General features: G+C 45.0%; 11 protein-coding genes and 4 pseudogenes. 10 read left to right on the top strand and 5 right to left on the bottom strand.

Features of this window, described 5'->3' with window-relative positions; all coding sequences use genetic code 11:
* Nucleotides 1–62: 62 nt before the first annotated feature.
* On the bottom strand, nucleotides 63–1,415 hold the full coding sequence (gene lysC / locus KW548_00300) for a lysine-sensitive aspartokinase 3 (GenBank protein ID QXX06647.1): 1,353 nt from the start codon (nucleotides 1,413–1,415) through the stop codon (nucleotides 63–65).
* Nucleotides 1,416–1,902: 487 nt separating this feature from the next.
* On the opposite strand from lysC, the gene KW548_00295 reads away from it, so the two are divergent.
* Nucleotides 1,903–3,024: an alanine--glyoxylate aminotransferase family protein gene (locus KW548_00295; GenBank protein ID QXX06646.1), complete on the top strand. Its 1,122-nt coding sequence runs from the start codon at nucleotides 1,903–1,905 to the stop codon at nucleotides 3,022–3,024.
* Nucleotides 3,025–3,079: 55 nt separating this feature from the next.
* Here KW548_00295 and KW548_00290 read toward each other — a convergent pair whose 3' ends face one another.
* The 4 genes and pseudogenes from KW548_00290 to KW548_00275 form a co-directional block, all read right to left on the bottom strand.
* Entirely contained in the window at nucleotides 3,080–4,843 is a 1,764-nt protein-coding gene (locus KW548_00290; protein QXX06645.1) for a PglL family O-oligosaccharyltransferase, read from the bottom strand.
* Nucleotides 4,844–4,907: 64 nt separating this feature from the next.
* A pseudogene (gene uvrA / locus KW548_00285) lies at nucleotides 4,908–7,727 on the bottom strand (excinuclease ABC subunit UvrA).
* Between the two features lie 134 nt (nucleotides 7,728–7,861).
* Nucleotides 7,862–8,734, bottom strand: a complete 873-nt coding sequence (gene galU, locus KW548_00280) for a UTP--glucose-1-phosphate uridylyltransferase GalU (GenBank protein ID QXX06644.1) — start codon at nucleotides 8,732–8,734, stop codon at nucleotides 7,862–7,864.
* Nucleotides 8,735–8,850: 116 nt separating this feature from the next.
* Nucleotides 8,851–9,497: pseudogene (locus KW548_00275) on the bottom strand (response regulator transcription factor).
* A 281-nt stretch (nucleotides 9,498–9,778) separates the two neighbouring features.
* Here KW548_00275 and KW548_00270 point away from each other — a divergent pair.
* The 9 genes and pseudogenes from KW548_00270 (at nucleotide 9,779) to KW548_00230 (ending at nucleotide 20,141) form a co-directional block, all read left to right on the top strand.
* Nucleotides 9,779–10,330: a single-stranded DNA-binding protein gene (locus KW548_00270; GenBank protein QXX06643.1), complete on the top strand. Its 552-nt coding sequence runs from the start codon at nucleotides 9,779–9,781 to the stop codon at nucleotides 10,328–10,330.
* 145 nt (nucleotides 10,331–10,475) lie between these two features.
* Nucleotides 10,476–12,490, top strand: a pseudogene (gene csrD, locus KW548_00265) (RNase E specificity factor CsrD).
* Entirely contained in the window at nucleotides 12,487–13,926 is a 1,440-nt protein-coding gene (locus tag KW548_00260; protein ID QXX06642.1) for an MSHA biogenesis protein MshI, read from the top strand. The pseudogene csrD and the gene KW548_00260 overlap by 4 nt, the downstream one beginning before the upstream one ends.
* Nucleotides 13,926–14,576, top strand: a complete 651-nt coding sequence (locus KW548_00255) for an MSHA biogenesis protein MshJ (GenBank protein ID QXX06641.1) — start codon at nucleotides 13,926–13,928, stop codon at nucleotides 14,574–14,576. The genes KW548_00260 and KW548_00255 overlap by 1 nt, the downstream gene beginning before the upstream one ends.
* Nucleotides 14,569–14,892 carry an MSHA biogenesis protein MshK gene (locus KW548_00250; GenBank protein ID QXX06640.1) on the top strand — a complete coding sequence of 108 codons (324 nt, stop codon included), beginning with the start codon at nucleotides 14,569–14,571 and terminating at the stop codon, nucleotides 14,890–14,892. The genes KW548_00255 and KW548_00250 overlap by 8 nt, the downstream gene beginning before the upstream one ends.
* Nucleotides 14,893–14,907: 15 nt before the next feature.
* The gene (gene mshL / locus KW548_00245) at nucleotides 14,908–16,542 is read left to right on the top strand and encodes a pilus (MSHA type) biogenesis protein MshL (GenBank protein QXX06639.1); all 1,635 of its coding nucleotides are present in this window, start codon (nucleotides 14,908–14,910) and stop codon (nucleotides 16,540–16,542) included.
* A 6-nt stretch (nucleotides 16,543–16,548) separates the two neighbouring features.
* Nucleotides 16,549–17,394, top strand: coding sequence for an AAA family ATPase (locus KW548_00240; protein ID QXX06638.1), 846 nt, complete (start codon nucleotides 16,549–16,551; stop codon nucleotides 17,392–17,394).
* Nucleotides 17,391–18,428 (top strand): MSHA biogenesis protein MshN, encoded by a 1,038-nt coding sequence (locus tag KW548_00235; protein ID QXX06637.1) that lies wholly within the window; start codon nucleotides 17,391–17,393, stop codon nucleotides 18,426–18,428. Before KW548_00240 ends, KW548_00235 begins: the two co-directional genes overlap by 4 nt.
* Nucleotides 18,418–20,141: pseudogene (locus KW548_00230) on the top strand (GspE/PulE family protein). Before KW548_00235 ends, KW548_00230 begins: the two are co-directional and overlap by 11 nt.
* The last annotated feature ends 8 nt before the right edge of the window (nucleotides 20,142–20,149 follow it).

Raw genomic sequence — 20,149 nt, 5'->3', positions numbered from 1 at the left:
CTGATACAAATTGAAAGGGTTGGCGTTTTAGCGCCAACCCTTTTTTGTTCTCTGTTCTATTATTACTTCTCAAACAATTCAGTGTGCAGCTTCTGGATCGCTAGCTTTGCGTCTGACTCATCAACTAAGAAACACAGGTTGTGAGGGCTTGCGCCGTAGCAGATCATTCTCAAGTTAAACTCTTCTAGTGTGCCAAATACTTGCTTTGCATAACCTTTGCTCTCACTCATATTGTTGCCGATCAGCGCGACCAGACACAGGTTATGTTCTACTTCCACTGTACATAGTTCTTCCAGTTCAAAACGTGCGGCTTCAGGTAACTGAGGGGCACCACCAGATGTGTCGGTTTGGTCAAGCGTGAGACTGACACTGATCTCTGAAGTAGTAATCAAATCCACCGAAATCTTGTGCTTCGCCAGAATTTCAAACACCTTGGCCAGAAAGCCGTAAGCGTGGAACATCTGCGCACTGCGCAACGTCACCATGGTCTGGTTACATCGTAAAGCCAGAGCACGGAAGAGAGGTGAACTCTCGACTCGATGGCGAATCCAAGTTCCGCCTTTTTCTGGTTGCTTTGATGAACCGACAAACACCGGGATATCATGGCGCAGAGCAGGAATTAGCGTCGAAGGGTGAAGGATCTTGGCGCCAAAATTGGCCATTTCGGAGGCTTCACTGAAGCTGATCTCTGAGATGGGAGAGGCTTTTGGAGCAATACGTGGATCAGTGGTATAAATGCCCGGTACATCGGTCCAAATCTCGAGTCCCTGAGCTTCAACTGCTTCTGCAATAAGTGCGGCACTGTAATCGCTACCACCTCGACCCAGTGTCGTGGTATTGCCATCTGCATCGGCGCCAATAAAACCTTGAGTTACCACAACCTGTTGTTGGCATAACGGGATAAGTGATGCTTGCGCTTGTTGACGAATGGTAGCTAGTTCTGGTTCTGCTTTACCAAAATTATCATCTGTGCGTAGTACGTCACGAATATCAAAGCGTACCGCATTGATGCCACGTTCTTTCATTAACTGGGCCAGTAGATGTGTAGACATTAACTCACCACAGGCGACAAGGTGATCGGTCAGCTTGGTACTTGACTGAATCGAGGCGGCTTCTGCTAAACTTGTGACGGTATCTAGAATGGAGTAGACCTCGTTGGCCGCTTGAGTCGCATCTTCTAGTTGATTGAGTACCGCATCATGAATACTGGCGAGTTTGGTTAGAATCGCACTGCGTTCTGTCTGATCTTGAACTCCGTTCGCAAGCTCTACTAATAAGTTTGTCACACCTGAACAGGCGCTACTGACGACTAACTTTGTGTTTGGGTTCTGTTCAATGATCGCAGCACATCGACTCATGGCTTCAAAGTTAGCGACACTGGTTCCACCAAATTTAGCAACGTTAAAATTGCCCACGGCATTTCTCCCACAACTTCCTGAAAGTAAATAAGTAATCCTTGCTTGAAGAGAGAGTGAGCGTATAAAGAGGTTTTATTGTGTAAGGTTTACCTCAGAAGCTCTTCACCAGACTGAGCTGATGACAGTTGATGGGAGTCAACCCAAGTCAACCGACAGATCAAAACCACAACGTTGATCTACCTCGGCACTACTCCCCCTCAGTGATTTGTATCGGAGTTGTGGCTCCACAAAACACCTACCTGGGTAGTGCTCCTCTTCTGCAAAATGCATTCATATGGCGGCATAAAAATTCACCATACAAACTGCATTGAACGTTTTTATGTGAGCTTTGTCAACGGGAAAGTGTCACTTTAATCGGTTTATTAATTAACAAACTTGTGACAGTGGTTTTACCTGACAACTTTCGTCCAATTGCTGCTGGTGTCGATTTGTTTTAATGTAAAGACAAATAAAGTAAAAGCAGACCAGTATCAAGGAGTGAACAATGACGATTCAAAGCTTTATCCCCCCTCACCGTATTCTTATGGGCCCTGGCCCTTCGGATATTTCTCCTCAAGTTTTGCAGGCTTTGAGTCGACCTACAGTTGGCCACCTTGATCCCTTGTTCATCAAAATGATGGATGAACTAAAACAGCTACTCAAATACGCTTTTCAAACCGAAAATGAATTCACTATTGCTGTTTCAGCACCGGGCAGTGCGGGTATGGAAACTTGTTTTGTTAACCTTATTGAACCGGGTGAGAAGGTGATCGTTTGTCGCAATGGCGTGTTTGGCGAGCGAATGCGCGAAAATGTTGTTCGAGCGGGAGGTGTAGCGGTCATTGTTGATGATGAATGGGGTACTCCTGTCTCGGTCGATAAAGTCGAGCAGGCGTTGAAAGCGCACTCAGATGCAAAGGTCCTGTCATTCGTTCACGCGGAAACATCGACTGGTGCACGTAGTGATGCCCAAGCATTGGGTAAGCTTGCAAAGGCACACGGTGTGCTAACGATTGTTGATGCGGTGACTTCTTTAGGTGGTGTGCCACTGAAAGTCGATGAATGGCAGCTAGATGCGGTCTATTCAGGCAGCCAGAAATGTTTATCTTGTGTTCCTGGCTTATCGCCAGTGACCTTCTCACCCCTGGCCATTGAGAAGATTCAGGCAAGGCAAACACCTGTCCAAAGCTGGTTTTTAGATCAAAGTCTAGTATTAGGCTATTGGAGCGGGGAAGGAAAACGTAGCTACCACCATACAGCGCCTGTAAACAGCCTTTATGCGCTGCATGAGTCGTTATTAATCCTAAAGAATGAAGGGTTAGAGAATGCTTGGCAGCGTCATAGTGACATGCATGAAAAGTTGAAGTTAGGTCTCGAAAAGTTGGGTTTTGAGTTTGTTGTTGAAGAAGAATCACGTTTACCTCAGCTCAATGCAGTCTATATTCCTCAAGGCGTTGATGACGCAGGGGTTCGTAACCATTTGCTAGAAAACTATAATCTCGAAATTGGTGCAGGTTTGGGGGCATTAGCGGGTAAGGCATGGCGCATCGGCATTATGGGCTACGGCGCTCGTGCAGAAAATGTTGCACTCTGTTTGAGAGCATTAGAAGAGTCACTCACGCAGTAACTGCCATCAAAATAGAATTGAAAGGCGACGCTTTAAGCGTCGCCTTTTTATTCGGCTACTTTTCATTGTCTGCTTTGAGTGCATCGATATCTGGAGCTATGTATTGCACCTGTGAGAAATCTCTCTCAGGGAACAAGTATTGCGCTTCACTGCGAATTTGTTCAGCACGCTCACTATCACCAAGACCTTGGTAAGCCAGGATCAGGTTGTTATAAAACGCTGGTCTTGGCTTCTCTTTAATAATTTTCAGTGACCAGTCAATGTATGGCTGGATGAATTTCGCCTCCTGACGATAAAGGCCAATATTGAGATAGGTGCTATAAATATCCCAGTCGTACCTGTCTTTCCAAACTATTGGATTGCTGACTTGATTGAGTAAGTCAGGATTTTTAGGGTTTGATGTTTCAAACTGAGTGAGCACGTAGTTAGTGTGCAGCGCGGTGAGCATATAGAAACTGGTTATGATCGGCACGACTAAGCTCATCACTCGGAACAGTGTTTTAGTCACAATGCTGAATGACGCAAAACGATACGAGCGCGCGCGCTGATCAATCCAGAAAAGTAGAATCACAAAGGTTATCCAGTGAATTGCAGAGTGGTAAAACGGATATTCCAACTGGCTGTGAAGCACTATTGGTACAAATAAAGCAAACATCGCGAGGCGAGTGCCTTTTTTAGCATTGTAGATCCTTACTAAAACCATCACCGCTGCGAGTACGATAGCTAATACCGGAAGCAATCCTCCTTCTACCCCCCAATAAAGCAGCTCATTATGAGGGTGATCCATTGAAGCAAGACCGGGATGATAGTTAGGGTTTAACTGATGTTGGCGTGCCGTGTAGACGATATATTCTGGCTCAAATCGCCCGTATCCGTAGCCTGTGAACGGCCTCTCAACTAACATATCGAGTGCTTGAGGGTAGATGAATTGTCTGACGTCTTCTAGGCTAACTTTTTGGGAAGCGATATTTTCTTTATCTGCAAATATGATTGAACTGGAGCCTATTGCTAAACCAATGATAATAGCGCTAAGCCAGCCCCAAAAACGCTTTTTAGTTGCAAAGCGGTACAGGTATGAAAGCAACAAAACAACGCTGAGAAATGCACCGAGCCAGCCAGTACGCGAAGCGAGGATGACCAAGAGTGGTACGGTGACCACTGGCATCAAGTACAGCAACAAAACTTCACTGAGATGACGGTTGTATTTCTTTGGGTGGCGAGTGAGTAGGTAGCCTGACAGAGCCAATCCCGTGGCGAGAAAGCTGGCCATGACATTCGGCTGCTGAAAAATACCGTAAGGGCGATTTTGTACTGTATCGTAACCAAAAAAGTTGTCAGGTTGCAGGAGTAAATATTGAAACCAGCCAAACAGCGCCTGCATAAAGACCGAGATGGTGATGAACCACAATAAACGTTGCTTCTGCTTGTTGCTGAAGCGAAATTGTTGAAGGACAAAAAACAGCCCGTAGCCAGCCCATAAGCCGAGCAGTTTACCTTGAGAAAGGGAAAAGTCTGAGTGAGGGAAAAATATCGGAATTGTGATCAATATGCAGCACAGAAACAGTCCAATGCTTAGCTTATTGTATCTGACAACACCTTGGGTTCCGACCTGATACAACCCTATTGCCAGAGAGAAACTGACCGCCAGCCAAGTCGTGGTATTAAAAGAGAGCGCGAGCCCAGCACCGCCAGGATTAGGGGTGAAAATGTGCATCGCGAGCAAAAATACGATCGCTATAGAAACGAGAAACGGCTTAATGAGCGGTAGTTTAGGTGCTTGCGGCTCTAGACTTGTCCCTGCCAAATGGATGGTTGCCATTGATTATTGCGTCCTTCAAAAGAAAACAGACCATGTTATGGTCTGTTTAATTTACTACTTTTCTTTATTTTAACATAGGCTTGAGGAATCGTGCGGTATGTGAACCTTTTACCTTGGCCACTTCTTCCGGTGTTCCTTCAGCAATAATTTCACCGCCACCTTGACCACCTTCTGGGCCTAAATCGACAATCCAGTCTGAGGTTTTAATCACATCAAGGTTATGCTCGATGACCACCACGGTATTGCCGTGATCACGTAGTCGATGCAGTACAGTAAGTAACTGTTGAATATCATGGAAGTGCAGGCCAGTGGTGGGCTCATCCAAAATATAGAGTGTCTTACCAGTATCACGCTTAGATAGTTCTCTGGCCAGTTTGACACGTTGCGCTTCACCCCCAGATAAGGTGGTCGCAGCTTGGCCAAGACGAATATAAGAAAGTCCAACATCGATAAGTGTTTGCAGCTTACGGGCTATGACGGGTACAGGATCGAAGAAGTGTCGTGCATCTTCAACCGTCATCCCCAGTACTTCATCAATGGTCTTGCCTTTGTAGTGGACTTCGAGAGTTTCACGGTTGTAGCGTTTGCCTTTACACACATCGCATGGCACGTAAACGTCTGGCAGAAAGTGCATCTCGACTTTGATGACCCCATCGCCCTGACAAGCTTCACATCGCCCTCCACGTACGTTGAAACTGAAGCGACCCGGTTTATAACCTCGAGAGCGTGCTTCTTGCGTTCCCGCAAACAGCTCTCGGATCGGTGTAAAGATGCCTGTATAAGTGGCTGGGTTAGAGCGTGGCGTGCGCCCTATTGGACTTTGGTCAATATCGATAACCTTATCAAAATGCTCCAACCCTTTAATTTTTTGATAAGGAGATGGGGTGGCTGTCGTCGCACCATTTAGTTGAGTGTGTGCAATCTTGAAAAAGTATCGTTGATCAGAGTAGATTTACCAGAACCTGAAACCCCTGTCACACAGGTGAACAAACCAACCGGGATTGTTAATGTCACATCTTTAAGATTGTTACCTGTAGCGCCGAGCAACTCGACCACTTTCTTTTTATTGATAGGGGTACGCTGTGCAGGCACTTCAATTTTTTTTGTACCGCTGAGGTATTGGCCAGTTAGTGACTCTGGAGTGGCGATAATATCTTCCATGGTCCCTTCTGCCACCACGCTACCGCCATGTACACCAGCTCCAGGGCCTATATCGATCACGTGATCGGCGATGCGAATCGCATCTTCATCATGTTCTACAACCAGCACCGTATTACCTAAATCACGCAAGTGAGTTAGGGTGTTTAATAGCCGCTCGTTATCACGTTGATGAAGCCCGATGGAAGGTTCATCTAATACGTACATTACTCCGACCAGGCCTGCACCAATCTGGCTGGCGAGTCTAATACGCTGAGCTTCCCCCTGATAAGGTTTCAGCGCTACGCGAAAGGTTGAGGTAGTTGAGGCCAACATTGACTAAAAATTGGAGACGATCATTGATCTCCTTCATTACTTTTTCGGCAATCTGCGCTCTCTGACCTTCTAGCTCCAATGACGCAAAGAAATCCAACGCATCTGCGATACTGAGCTCAACAATCTCAGGTAAGGTTGTGTCGTCTAAAAATACATTACGAGCTTCTAAACGCAAGCGACTGCCTTCGCAGCTCGAGCAAGTACGAGTTGAAATGTACTTAGCTAGATCTTCACGTACGGCACTAGACTCAGTATCACGATAGCGACGCTCAAGGGTATTGAGTATGCCTTCAAATGGGTGACGTTTGACGCGAATATCGCCGCGATCATTGATGTACTTAAACTCGATCTCTGTACGTCCGGATCCTGTAAGTACCACATCTTGCATTTTCTTTGATAAGGACTTAAAAGGCGCTTTTAGATCAAAATTATAGTGTTCTGCCAAAGATGACAGCATTTGGAAGTAATAATAGTTTTTCTGATCCCAACCACGGATCGCCCCGTCTGCGAGACTTAAAGAGTCATCTAAAATCACTCGATCTGGATCGAAATACTGTTGTACACCAAGGCCGTCACAGGTGTGGCAGGCGCCTGCTGGATTATTGAACGAGAACAGCCTAGGTTCTAGTTCTTGCATGCTATAGCCACAATGTGGACAGGCGAAGTTAGCTGAAAAAACGACTTCAGCGCCATCTCCATCCATCGGAGCCACGACCGCAATGCCGCCGGACAATTCGAGCGTCGTCTCAAAGGATTCCGCCAGCCTCTGTTGTAAATCATCACGCACCTTAAAGCGATCTACTACGACTTCAATGGTGTGTTTTTTATGCAATTCTAAAGTTGGTGGATCGGACAAGTCGCAAGTTTCACCATCAATACGAGCTCGGATGAAGCCTTGTGCTGCTAAGTTCTCTAGTGTTTTGACATGCTCACCTTTACGCTCTTTGACGATGGGAGCGAGCAGCATCATTTTGGATCCTTCAGGAAGCTCCAAAACTTTGTCGACCATTTGTGAGATGGTTTGAGCTGTCAATGGTACATGATGTTCAGGACAACGCGGCTCGCCAACACGTGCGTACAATAGACGTAGGTAGTCATACACTTCAGTAATGGTACCAACGGTCGAGCGAGGGTTGTGCGACGTTGATTTTTGTTCAATGGAAATGGCTGGTGATAAGCCTTCAATATGATCGACATCGGGCTTTTCCATCAAAGACAAAAACTGGCGAGCGTAGGCCGATAGGGATTCAACATAACGACGTTGACCTTCCGCATACAGGGTGTCGAAGGCAAGTGATGATTTACCTGAACCGGATAAACCTGTAATCACGATGAGTTTATCTCGTGGAATGGTTAGGTTCACATTTTTTAAGTTATGGGTGCGTGCGCCGCGAACTTCGATCTTATCCATTGCTCTCGCTCAATGTAAAAACAAGTGGGCTAAGTATTACATAGAGTGATAAATGTTCAAAGAAAATACTGTATGAAAAAACAGTAAAAAGGTCGCTCTGTTGAGCGACCTTTCATTCTGTAAAGAATCTAGAATTATGATCCTTTCGTTGTACTCTGCTTATCAAGCTCAGACTTTTTGCTGTCTTTAAGGTAAAGGTTCTCAAAACAGTAGTTAGTTGCTTCGATGTACCCTTCAACGCTACCGCAGTCAAAGCGTTTTCCTTTGAATTTATAGGCCAGAACACAACCTGCCTTTGCCTGTTTCAGCAGAGCGTCAGTAATCTGAATTTCTCCACCTTTACCTGGCTCGGTATTTTCGATGAGCTCGAAAATATCAGGCGTCAAGATGTAGCGACCAATGATAGCTAGATTGCTTGGTGCGGTACCAGGTTCCGGTTTTTCAACCATATCATCGACGCGATAAATGTCGTCTTTGATCATCTCACCGGAAATCACACCGTATTTATGTGTTTCGTCGGCAGGCACTTCTTGAACAGCGACAATTGAGCAGCGGAATTGCTTAAACAGGGCAACCATCTGGGCTAACACTCCTTCCTGTTCATTGACACAAAGGTCATCAGCAAGTACCACAGCAAACGGTTCATCACCGACTAGCTCACGGCCAGTCAAAATTGCATGACCTAACCCTTTCATTTCACGTTGACGAATGTAAGTGAAGTTGGCGCTCTCGATAATGTCACGAATATCGACCAACAGTTGTTCTTTATTCGTTCCGCTGATTTGATGTTCCAATTCGTAGTTCTTGTCGAAATGGTCCATGATCGAGTGTTTGCCACGGCCAGTAACAATACACATACCATTCATACCGGCTTGAATAGCTTCTTCAACACCGTATTCGATAAGCGGCTTGTTGACGACTGGCATCATTTCTTTAGGCATGGATTTGGTCGCAGGGAGAAAGCGAGTTCCATAGCCAGCTGCTGGGAAAAGGCACTTTTTGATCATGTTTAAACCCTATATCTTTATTAATCTATTATAGCTGGCGCAACCTTATCACTTTTTGCGTGAATGGATAATGAATGTTAAAGACAAAATGTGAGTTTTTGCGTATCGGATTATATTTAAGACAGCATATGTTGATTAGCCCAAGCAATGGCTTGTACTCGATTCCTTACCGAGAGTTTCTTGAAGATTTGGTACAAATGAGATTTAACAGTGAATTCACTGATGAACAGATCTTCAGCAATTTGTATGTTTGATGCTCCGGTTTTTAAACATCGCAGAATCTGGATTTCTCTAGCGGTTAAGTCTACGGTGGCTGGAGCAGTTTGGCTGAGTACTACATGGCGATAGTAATGCAGCAGTTGAGCAGCCACTTTTCGAGGTAGCCAGTTTTGACCATTGATCACTTCACCACACCCTTTTGCAATCGCTTCAATTGATTCTTCTTGATAAAACAGAGCTTTTAGGTCGCCAAAGCAGAGCAGGTCGTCTGTTTTCAGTCTTTTCTCTACATTAAAAACGATGGTTTCAAACATTTTGTTCGAGAGAGGAAGATCACGGATCTGGTTATTGAGTGTTTGATAGTTCTTGTGATCTATCATCAGAATCTTATGTTTATGCTGCTGCATGGCAAGCATTAATTCGTCTGGCTCGATTCGGGGATCTGGATCTGGAGTTGTTCCTCAACCTGACGGATAAGAGGGTGAATTGTGCTTTTATCTTCACATAGAAAGTAGATAGTTCGGGTATAGATATTTTTGCTCATCGGAGTTTTCATTCGATTTCATTACAAGTACTTGCAGAGTGAAGGAGAAATGTGACTAGTGCGAATTATGTTTACAGGATTGCGTATAGTTTCATGTTAGTAGGTAATTATTAAATCTATCAATCATGTAATGGATTGAATTTGCTCGTAAATAATGCTGCTATCTATAGGGCTCATGACTTTGTGAACCCATGGTGAGGATTGCAATTTGTTCAAAGAGTAAAGCGTGTTATCCTTATGTGCTGTTTTAAGGTAAATAGAAAAATTAGACGGAGCGAATCATGGCGAGCCGTGGAGTCAACAAAGTTATTTTAGTCGGAAATCTGGGTTCAGATCCGGAAGTACGTTATATGCCAAGCGGTGGCGCTGTAGCAAACATCACGATTGCGACGTCTGAAAGCTGGCGTGATAAAGCAACAGGCGAACAGCGTGAGAAAACTGAATGGCACCGTGTGTCACTGTTTGGCAAGCTGGCAGAAGTTGCTGGTGAATACCTGCGTAAAGGTTCTCAGGTTTACATTGAAGGCCAGTTACAAACTCGCAAATGGCAAGATCAGAATGGTCAAGATCGTTACACGACAGAAGTGGTTGTTCAAGGCTTCAATGGCGTAATGCAAATGCTCGGTGGCCGCGCTCAAGGTGGAGCACCCGGTCAGTCGATGGGACAGCCTCAACAGCAAGGCGGATGGGGTCAGCCTCAACAGCCTGCAATGCAGCAAAGTCAACCGGCTCAACAACAGTATTCGCAGCCGCAACAGCAGCAGTCACAGAACCAAAGCCAGCCTCAATACAATGAGCCGCCAATGGATTTTGATGACGATATCCCATTCTAACTCATTGAATCCTGAAAAAAGCCGCGAATTTCGCGGCTTTTTTATATAGTTAGAAAAACAGACCAATCAGTTAATGGCAATGATGAGAACTGATTGATTATTATCGCTGCTACGACCTTATTTTGAGAAAAGGAATTCTTTACCTATGAGGTACACCCCTACCTTAAAGCTGAGCACTCGCCTCGTTGCGTTTGTCACTGTCATAGTGACCAGTGCGATGTTCATCCTTTTTTAGGTGGAACCTTATCGTTTAAACGACTTGGCCAAGAGTACCTAGATCACTCTCTTCAAGGCATTGTCGAAGTATTAGATAAGGAAATGGAAGATCCTGACGCCGCGTACTCGTTGCAACGTTGGATGCCCAAAATGCTCCAAGCTTCCAACATTGTTGAGATGGAGCTGCTATCTAGCCATGGTGTTATATACCGTTATAAAGATACCTCTTCGAAAGTTGATAAAGTTCTCCTCTATGACGCTGAATACCAGCTAGAGCGCAATATTGGTTATCGTCTCCACTTTAAAGCCGTTCCTCCCTACATCGGCTATGGCTATTCCCTAGAAGCTTTGTGGTCGATCACCTTAGCTGTGGTTTTGATTATTTTCTGCTTAATGCGTGGTGTTAAATGGCTCAAGGAGCAACTTGCGGGATCTGAGTTATTGGAGGAACGAGGGCGAATGATTCTTGCTGGACGTGTTGAAGAGTATGCCAAAGGTGATGTAAGAGAGTGGCCCTACACGGCCAGTGAAGCTCTAGATCGGTTAATAGAAGAATTGCAGGATGCTCGTCAAGAGCGCAGCCGCTTTGATACTTTCATTCGTACCCAAACTTTTTTAGATCAGGTCACTGGCACTGCTAATCGCGTACTTTTCGACAGTAAATTAGAATCAGCACTTTCTGAACATGGTTCTCACGGTGGTGTATTGCTTTTGCGTATCGACGATTGGGAACAATTACAAGAAGAGTCTGGAAAACAGGTAGCAGATGACTTTGTGATCGATATCGGCACTAGCTTAAATAACATTGTTCAGCGTTATCCAGACGCCATTCTATCTCGTTATTATGAGTCTGACTTTGCTATTTTTGCCCCTCATTTAGGCAGCAAAGAAGTCGCTCAAATAGCAATAAATAGCTTAAAGCAATTGACTAAACTTTCTCCTCCTTTACCTCTAGAAAAAGAAAATTGGTTGCATATTGGTGTCAGTATGTACAGAGAAGGAGAGAGCCAAGGCCGTATTCTAGATGAAGTTGAAACGGCCCTGAAAAGTGCTCAGTTACAGCGCGTAAATACCTGGAATAAATTTAATAAATTGGTCACGCATGATGATGACCGCGGTAACGTGCGTTGGCGTACTCTATTCGATTTAGTAATTAAGCCAGAAAAACTCTATATTTTTTATCAGCCCTGCTATTTGTTAGATTCAAACAAAGATAGGGTGTTTGAGCACTCTGAGCTTTTTGTGCGTATTAATGATCCGGATAAAGGTTTAATAAAGGCATCTAGATTCAATTCTGCTATAGAATCTGTGGGTTATGAAACCGTTCTTGATCGTGCTGTTTTTGCTGCGATCGTAAAATTTCTGAAAGTGTCAAAGAAAAGAATATGTTACTCTGTAAACATTCATGTAGTGCCGTTTGCGGGTCGAGAATACTTCAAATGGTTCCGGGATGAACTACTACAATTAACATCAGAACAACGAAAATCGTTGATCTTCGAATTTTCAGAAGCAAGATTAGTTAAACATCTGGACTATATGCGCCCAGTGATAAAAATGATTTCTGGATTGGGTTGTCGCATTGCCGTTGGTCAAGCTGGTCGATCGATTGTGAGCACTCATTATTTAAAAGATCTTCCAGTCGATTTTTTAAAACTGCATAGAAGTTTAGTGAAACAAATAGATCAGCGAGACGAAAATCAGTTATTTGTTCGAAGTTTATTAGGCGCATGTGAAGGACTCAAAACTCAAGTTATTGCCGTTGGGGTCGACAATAAACAAGAGTACAAGACTATGCTGGCTTTAGGAGTACAAGGTGTTCAAGGACGCTACTTCCAGTCTGAACAACAGCTGATGCCTAAAGCTGAAACTGAAAGGAAAGCTATGATGGCCAGTAAAGTGCAAGTCGGTCGTCGCAACCGGTGGCGAAAAATTAGCAATAAATGAACATTCAGTCTTTGATCGGAAAGTTAAATCACAAACAGCGAGTCGGCTTAAAACTGACCGTTGTTGTTCAGCCTGGTGAACTCTATTTTTCAGCATTGTCTGAAGGCAAATTACCCTCTAAGGTGATGGTGGAAGAGGGAGCATGGCAAGAAACACTGCTCAAAACATTGGTCCAATCGAAACTCTCTGACTTACATCTGGATATTGTCCTAAACTCCAAAATCTATCAAACCTACCAAATCGATAAGCCTAACATTCCTGAAACTGAATTGAGTAGTGCTTTACCTTTTCTGCTCAAAGATCTCATCAGTGAAAAAGTGACTGAGATAGTTGCTGATGCTGCTCATCTTCCGGTCGGTAACAAGCTACAAGTGTATGTTGTACCTAAGAGTTTGATTGTTGGCTTACAACAAAGTTTGTCAGCTCATCATATCATGCTAAACCGAGTCTTGGTCGAGGACGAGATATGGGGAGTATCTGCGGGTGAACTATCCAGCTTTTTGCTCTTACAACGCAGTAAGCAAAGTAGCTTTCGGGTTAGAGCTTTCGTCGATCACCACTGTGCTTTCCAGAGAACGATTAGGGGAGTGGCTTCTCCACTAACAGGTGTTGCTACTAGTGCACTTCAGCTCGATGGTATTGCCTTAGAACTACAACGTTCGATTGACTACCTCTCCTCACAGTTGCGCGGCGCTTCTCTTCATAAGATGAAAATATGTTGTGATGAGGAAGATCAACAACAACTGGTCGAAGCACTAAGTGAACGTCTGAATGTCAACGTTGCAGCGTTGACTGAGGGTGATCGTGAATCTGGGGATACTCTGATTGAATATGTTGATCAGCTCAGTGACAGCGCGGTCAATTTGTTCCCAGATTCCCTGAAGCCAAAAAAAGAAATATTTAACCTGTTTAAAGTGGTTGTCGGTTGGTCTGCCGTTGCGACAGTTTTAGTCAGTATTTTCGCTTATCTTCATTTTCAACAAGTTCAGCTTGAGCGAGACCTAGAAAATTACAGAGCTCAGCAAGTCGGGCTTGAGCAGCAGATTGCCGAACTGAATCAGCGCATCGCAAAACATAAACCATCAGCAGCTAAAGTTGCTGCTGTTGCGCGATTAAAGCTTGATATTCAGGCGAAACAGGCTTCATTTAAAGCCGTCAAGGGGTTTGACCAATCTCAGCAAATTGGATACTCAGGTGTGATGCGTGCGCTAGCAGAGTTAGGTCGACAGGATATCTCGTTAAATCATATCTTTATCGATGCTGATACTATGGATTTACAAGGGCTTGCGCGCGAAGCTAGGGCTATTCCTAATTGGGTAAATCAATTTAAATCTGAAGTGGATCTTGTGGGACGAACATTTGAAAAGCTCAAAATTGGTCGCAACGATGATGACATTGTGACGTTTGAACTTATCACGAAACAGGAGCCTAAATAATGCAGCAATTGTGGCACCAATTGAGTGACAAATTCAGCGTACTAAGCCAACGTGAAAAGTGGCTTCTGACTATCTGTGGCCTAGTTATTATTGGTTTATCCTTGCTTGTTTGGATGATTGAACCTGTACTGAAAACGAATCAATCCTTATCAGGGCAAGTTAGCTCATCTAAGTTGAGCGTACAACGTCTCGAAGCGGATATTCTGTTGGCAACCGCTACACTTAACAAAGATCCTGATCAGAAGATAGATGTGCAATACAAGCAACTTCTGATGGAAAGTCAGCAGTTGTCAGAACAGTTGGCTGAAATAATAGAAACCCTGATTTCCCCCAGCCAAATGGCACGCTTACTGGAGGGTGTTTTGGCTGGCACAAAAGGATTGAAACTGGTGTCTCTCGAGTCAATGGCAGCAGAGCCAATAGCTGGTGGCGCTGATAATCAGACTCAGACAGGGTATTACCTACATCCGGTTAAGATCGAACTAACGGGCAGTTATTTCTCCATTCTTAGCTATCTCAACACTCTAGAATCTCTTCCAGTGAAGTATTATTGGCGCAGTTTCAATTACACTGTTGAGGAATACCCAACCGCACGTTTAATACTTGAGGTGTACACGCTTGGCACAAGACAGGAGTTCATCGGTGGTTAAATTCATTTTTGTCGTTTTGATTGGCTATTCGTCGGTGATCTGCGCCTCAAAGGACCCAACGGCGCCTTTGGGTTGGCAGAAGCCTCAAGAGGCGAAACCGGCTGCTAAGATTACTGAACAGCCCATCCCTATGTTGGAAAGTATTATTTGCTCAGAGGCTAGACAATGTAAGGCGGTGCTCAGTAATCAAGTGGCATTAGTAGGGGATACGGTCAACGGATATACGGTGAGTCATATTGAACCAGAACTTGTTACGCTATTGAAAGCGGGTCAACAATGGAAGTTAGAGCTATTTACTCTGGATATAAAACAGTAAGGTTATTGGAAGCGTATGCGTAAACTTGTTGTAGTCTTTACAGTTGCGTCATTAATTGGCTGCTCTATGGGGCACCGTCCACCTGTGGAGGCAAAAGACGCTCTCAATGAAGCGTTGAGCCAATCAGGCAGTCATGGCTTAGATGACTTGCCACCCTCTGTAGAAGCTGATCTGATGCCTGAGCTGGATGGTTCAGGCTTGATGGCGTCAGAGACGGTGAAACGCTTTCGAATTCAAGCAAATGATGTTGATGCCAACGCTTTTTTTGCCAGTTTAGTAAAGGGAACGGAATTCAGTGTTGCTTTACACCCTGATGTGTCGGGCACTATTACGGTTAACTTGACGGACGTTACTTTAGACGAGGTGTTGTCTGTTGTTCAGGATCTTTATGGCTATCAAATTGAAAAAGTGGGAAAGGTAATACAGATCTACCCAGCAGGTTTAAGAACCGTGACGATTCCGGTTGATTATCTGCAATTCAAGCGGAATGGCCGCTCACTGACTTCTATCACTACGGGTACTGTAACCAACAGTTCTTCAAGTTCGTCTTCTTCCAGTTCAGATACGTCAAGTACGGGGAGTTCCAATACCAGCTCGTCCAAAGGTGGTACTGAAATTGAAACCACCAGCGAGAGTGACTTCTGGCCGCAACTTGAGCAGGCCGTAAGCCAGTTAGTGGGTTCGGGTCAGGGGCAAAGTGTCGTCATAACGCCTCAAGCTGGTGTCATTACGATTCGAGCGTTTCCGGATGAAATTAGAGAAGTGAGAAACTTTATTGGTGAATCTCAAAAGCGCTTACACCGACAGGTGATTCTTGAAGCCAAAATTCTTGAGGTCACTTTGAGTGATGGTTACCAGCAAGGTATTGATTGGTCGAAGGCGTTCACTTCGAATGGGACCAATTACACCATAGGCCAAGGAACTCCAGTGACCACTGGTACGCCAGCCACATTACCCGGTTTGGATACGGTAGGTGCTTTGTTGGGTGGGCAGGCTAACTTAGTCATTTCTAGTGGTAGTTTTGATGCGGTCATCAGTTTTATGGCAACGCAAGGTGATCTGAATGTTCTTTCTAGCCCTCGCGTTACGGCATCCAACAATCAAAAGGCGGTAATAAAAGTCGGTACGGACAGCTATTTTGTCACGGATTTTTCGACCAATATTGATTCAAGTAGTACAACATCGACAACCAGCACGGATATTGAACTGACCCCATTCTTTTCAGGTATTTCCCTCGATGTGACTCCACAAATAGACAATGATGGCAGTGTACTTTTACATGTCCATCCTGCCGTGATTGAGGTGACGGAAGAAACAAAAAATATCGACACTGGCTCCTCAGGTACAGTCTCTTTACCTCTCGCTACCAGCTCTATTCGTGAATCAGACTCGGTGATTCGTGCTCAAGATGGCGATGTCGTGGTGATTGGAGGGCTTATGAAGTCAAACACTCTCGATCGAACCTCTAAAGTCCCATTCTTAGGCGATGTCCCAGCGTTAGGGCACCTGTTCCGAAATACCACAAAGTATACGGAGAAGACCGAGTTAGTGATCTTGCTCAAACCAACAGTTGTGGGCGTAAATACGTGGCAGAAAGAAATTGAACGGTCGAGGGATTTACTTCAGGAATGGTTTCCTGATGAGCAGTAAACGACTATGTATTTGGAGCATTTTGGTTTAACTCAGTTTCCGTTTCATTTGACCCCGAACACCGAATTGTTCCTAGGGTTGGAGCCTCATTATGAGGCAATTCAAACGGTTCAATCCGCGATAGAAATGGGAGAAGGGTTAATTAAGGTAACCGGAGAAGTCGGTACCGGAAAAACCATGGTTTGCCGAATCCTCGTCAATCAGCTAAGTCAGACAGTACAACTGGTTTATCTGCCTAACCCAGCGCTAAGTGGTGAGGAGCTGAGGAGAGCGATTGCAACAGAGCTTGAGGTGCGTGTTACCGATGCCACGACTCTCGTCGATGATATACAAGCTAAACTTATAGAGTTAGCAAGAAGTGGCGCTCAAGTGGTGTTGTTTGTTGATGAAGCTCAGGCCTTAAGTGATGAAGCGCTGGAAGTGTTACGTTTGTTTGGCAATTTGGAGACGGAGTACCACAAACTGATACAAATTGTACTAATAGGCCAACCTGAGTTGGATGAACGGCTTGAACAGCATCACTTGCGTCAGTTACGACAACGTATCACTTTCAGTGCGAAATTAAGAACACTGTCTGTTTCTGAGGTGGTCGCTTACATAGATAATCGGATCGAAAAGTCTGGTGGGGAGCTGGAACTATTTACACTCAGTCAGAAAAAAGCGATCTGGAAAGCCAGTCGGGGCATTCCAAGACTGATCAATCAAATCTGTCATAAGTGTTTGGTGCTAGCGTGTAGCCAGAGTGAATCTAACGTCAGTAACCGACAGTTGTTTAACGCTATCCATGATACGTATGACAGCTGTAAACCAAAATTTAAAAGCCCGCTAATTTGGGGCTGGAGTTTACCATGAGTGCCATCAATAATGCGCTTTCTGAACTAGCCAACAGTCATTCCAATCAGCCAGAGCAGGTCGTCAAGGCGAAGGTGAAACCTGTTAAGCAGCTTAAGGTTCTGCCTTGGGTCGTTGGCAGCTTTGGCTTAAGCTTGGCAGTGGGTGGATGGGCGCTGTCTACTCAGGCCCCTGTTGTCGAGTCTCAGCCTCTGACGGGCGTCAGTGTAGATAAAACGGTTGAGGTTGTTGTATCTCCGACATCGAAATCATCAGTTAGCAGTGACGCTATTTATCTGCCTCAGCGCAAGTCTGACAAAAAAAACAATCCACCGCCATCAAATTTGATCAATGAAAACTCGAGCCGTTTGCCACAACCGCCGATACTAAAAGTCGCCACGACTGCAACGCCTCCGACTAAAGTTGCAAAAGGAGAGGTTGTGGTCCGTCAAGTGGAGCTTTCTTCGGCTCAACTTGCAGAAAAAGCAGAGATTCGAGCTAAAAAAGCACTCGACAATAATAATCTCAATGAAGCATTGAGCCATTATCAGGAGGCACTACGTTACGCGCCAGCCAGTGTTAAGGTCCGACAAAAGCTTTCAGCGCTTTACTACGGCAAAGGAGAATCTAGAAAAGCGGTCGATATCTTAAGCAAAGGTATTCAGCTCGATAGAGAAGACAGTACACTAAGGATATCTTTGGCTAAGTTATTAATGAAAGAGCAGCAAAACGAGGCGGCGTTAACGGCTTTGGTGCACTTGCCGCAGAAGGCGTCGGTAGAGTATTTATCCCTGCGAGCAGCACTGGCTCAAAAATCTAAACAAGATGACATTGCTCTGAGTAGTTATCAGAGCCTAGTGTCAATGGATCCTGATAGTGGTCGATGGTGGCTAGGTTTGGGGATCCAGCAAGAGAGGGCATTGAACTTACTTAAAGCCGAAGAAGCATATCAGCAAGCTTTGACGAAACTCGGGTTATCGAACCAGTCAAAACAGTTTATCCGTGATCGTTTGTCGCTTATTGGTCGTTTAGAGGGGCAACCGGATGCAAATTAAGCTTAGGAAACGTCTTGGAGACCTACTGGTTGAAGAAGGCATCATTACTGATTCTCAGGTAGAGGAGGCACTCGCCTCTCAGAAAAGCACTGGCCGAAAACTAGGGGCGACTCTGATTGAACTCGGTTTCTTAACTGAGCATCAAATGTTGACCTTTTTATCCCAACAGCTCGATGTCCCCCTTATTGATCTTAGTCGAGCGAATATAGACGCCGATGCGGTGCAGCTCCTCCCAGAGGTGCATGCCCGCCGTTTGAGAACGTTGGTTATTGGTCGTCAGGGAAATACGCTTCGAGTTGCGATGAGTGACCCGGCGGATCTCTTTGCTCAGGAAGCTTTGCTTGGGCAACTCCCTAATTACAGTATTGAATTTGTCATTGCTGCTGAAAAACAACTGGTTGATGGATTTGACCGTTACTATCGACGTACCAAAGAAATTGCTTCTTTTGCTGAGCAACTTCAAGCTGAGCATCAAGTGAATGAAACGTTTGATTTCAGCATTGAGGATGAAGACAGTGACGAAGTCACGGTTGTGAAACTGATCAATTCCTTGTTTGAAGATGCCATTCAGGTTGGCGCTTCAGATATTCATATTGAGCCGGACGCGAATGTATTGCGTTTGCGCCAGCGTATTGATGGTGTGCTGCATGAGACCTTGCTCAACGAGGTTAATGTTGCTCCCGCTTTGGTGCTGCGTCTGAAGTTGATGGCGAATCTGGATATATCTGAAAAGCGTTTACCGCAAGATGGCCGTTTTAACATTAGGGCCAAAGGTCAGTCGGTTGATATACGTATGTCGACGATGCCAGTTCAGCATGGTGAATCTGTGGTAATGCGTCTTCTCAATCAATCGACAGGAGTGAGAAAGCTCGAATACTCAGGGATACCAGACCATTTACTAGTACGTCTGCGGCGTCAACTTCGTCGACCACATGGTATGATATTAGTTACTGGACCAACAGGTTCTGGTAAAACCACCACGTTATATGGGGCGTTAAGTGAACTCAACGAACCCGGCAAGAAGATCATTACCGCAGAAGACCCTGTCGAATATCGTCTACCGCGCGTGAACCAAGTTCAGGTAAATTCTAAAATCGATCTCGATTTCTCAACGATTCTACGAACCTTTCTCCGTCAAGATCCTGATATCATTCTTGTTGGTGAGATGCGTGATCAAGAAACAGTGGAGATTGGTTTGCGTGCTGCGTTAACGGGGCACTTGGTGTTAAGTACTTTACATACTAATGATGCAGTGGATAGCGCGCTAAGAATGATGGATATGGGCGCTCCTGGTTACTTAGTGGCAAGCGCCGTTCGTGCGGTAGTAGCTCAGCGTTTAGTGCGTAAAGTTTGCCCAGATTGTAAAACTGAAGATGTTGTTGAAGATGCTCGTAAACAGTGGTTAGCGCAGCGTTTCCTAATCAAGAACACGCTGCTTTTGTTAAAGGGCGTGGATGCCAAAACTGTAATCTCACCGGTTACCAAGGCCGGATTGGTGTTTTTGAGATGCTCGAACTCGAACAGGATATGATGGATAAGCTTAGGGCCAATGACGCAGTGGGTTTTTCAGCCGTTGCCCGCCAGTCTGACAGTTATAAACCTTTGCTTGCGTCGGCAATGGAGCTTGCATTGCAGGGAGTAGTGAGCCTAGATGAAGTGATGAACCTCGGCGAAGGTGATGCGTCTGGGTCTGTTGAAGCCATCTATCTATAGGATGAGCC

This window comes from Vibrio neptunius (assembly GCA_019339365.1).
Lineage (GTDB): Bacteria > Pseudomonadota > Gammaproteobacteria > Enterobacterales > Vibrionaceae > Vibrio > Vibrio neptunius.
Note: the sequence above shows the minus strand (reverse complement) of the source record. Positions and strands in the feature narration are given on the sequence as shown.

Bases quoted from the DNA above. Each gene is read 5' to 3' on its own strand.
- KW548_00295 (QXX06646.1), top strand. From the start codon at position 1,903: ATGACGATTCAAAGCTTTATCCCCCCTCACCGTATTCTTATGGGCCCT.
- KW548_00290 (QXX06645.1), bottom strand. From the start codon at position 4,843: ATGGCAACCATCCATTTGGCAGGGACAAGTCTAGAGCCGCAAGCACCT.
- galU (QXX06644.1), bottom strand. From the start codon at position 8,734: ATGATCAAAAAGTGCCTTTTCCCAGCAGCTGGCTATGGAACTCGCTTT.
- KW548_00270 (QXX06643.1), top strand. From the start codon at position 9,779: ATGGCGAGCCGTGGAGTCAACAAAGTTATTTTAGTCGGAAATCTGGGT.
- KW548_00260 (QXX06642.1), top strand. From the start codon at position 12,487: ATGAACATTCAGTCTTTGATCGGAAAGTTAAATCACAAACAGCGAGTC.
- KW548_00255 (QXX06641.1), top strand. From the start codon at position 13,926: ATGCAGCAATTGTGGCACCAATTGAGTGACAAATTCAGCGTACTAAGC.
- mshL (QXX06639.1), top strand. From the start codon at position 14,908: ATGCGTAAACTTGTTGTAGTCTTTACAGTTGCGTCATTAATTGGCTGC.
- KW548_00240 (QXX06638.1), top strand. From the start codon at position 16,549: ATGTATTTGGAGCATTTTGGTTTAACTCAGTTTCCGTTTCATTTGACC.
- KW548_00235 (QXX06637.1), top strand. From the start codon at position 17,391: ATGAGTGCCATCAATAATGCGCTTTCTGAACTAGCCAACAGTCATTCC.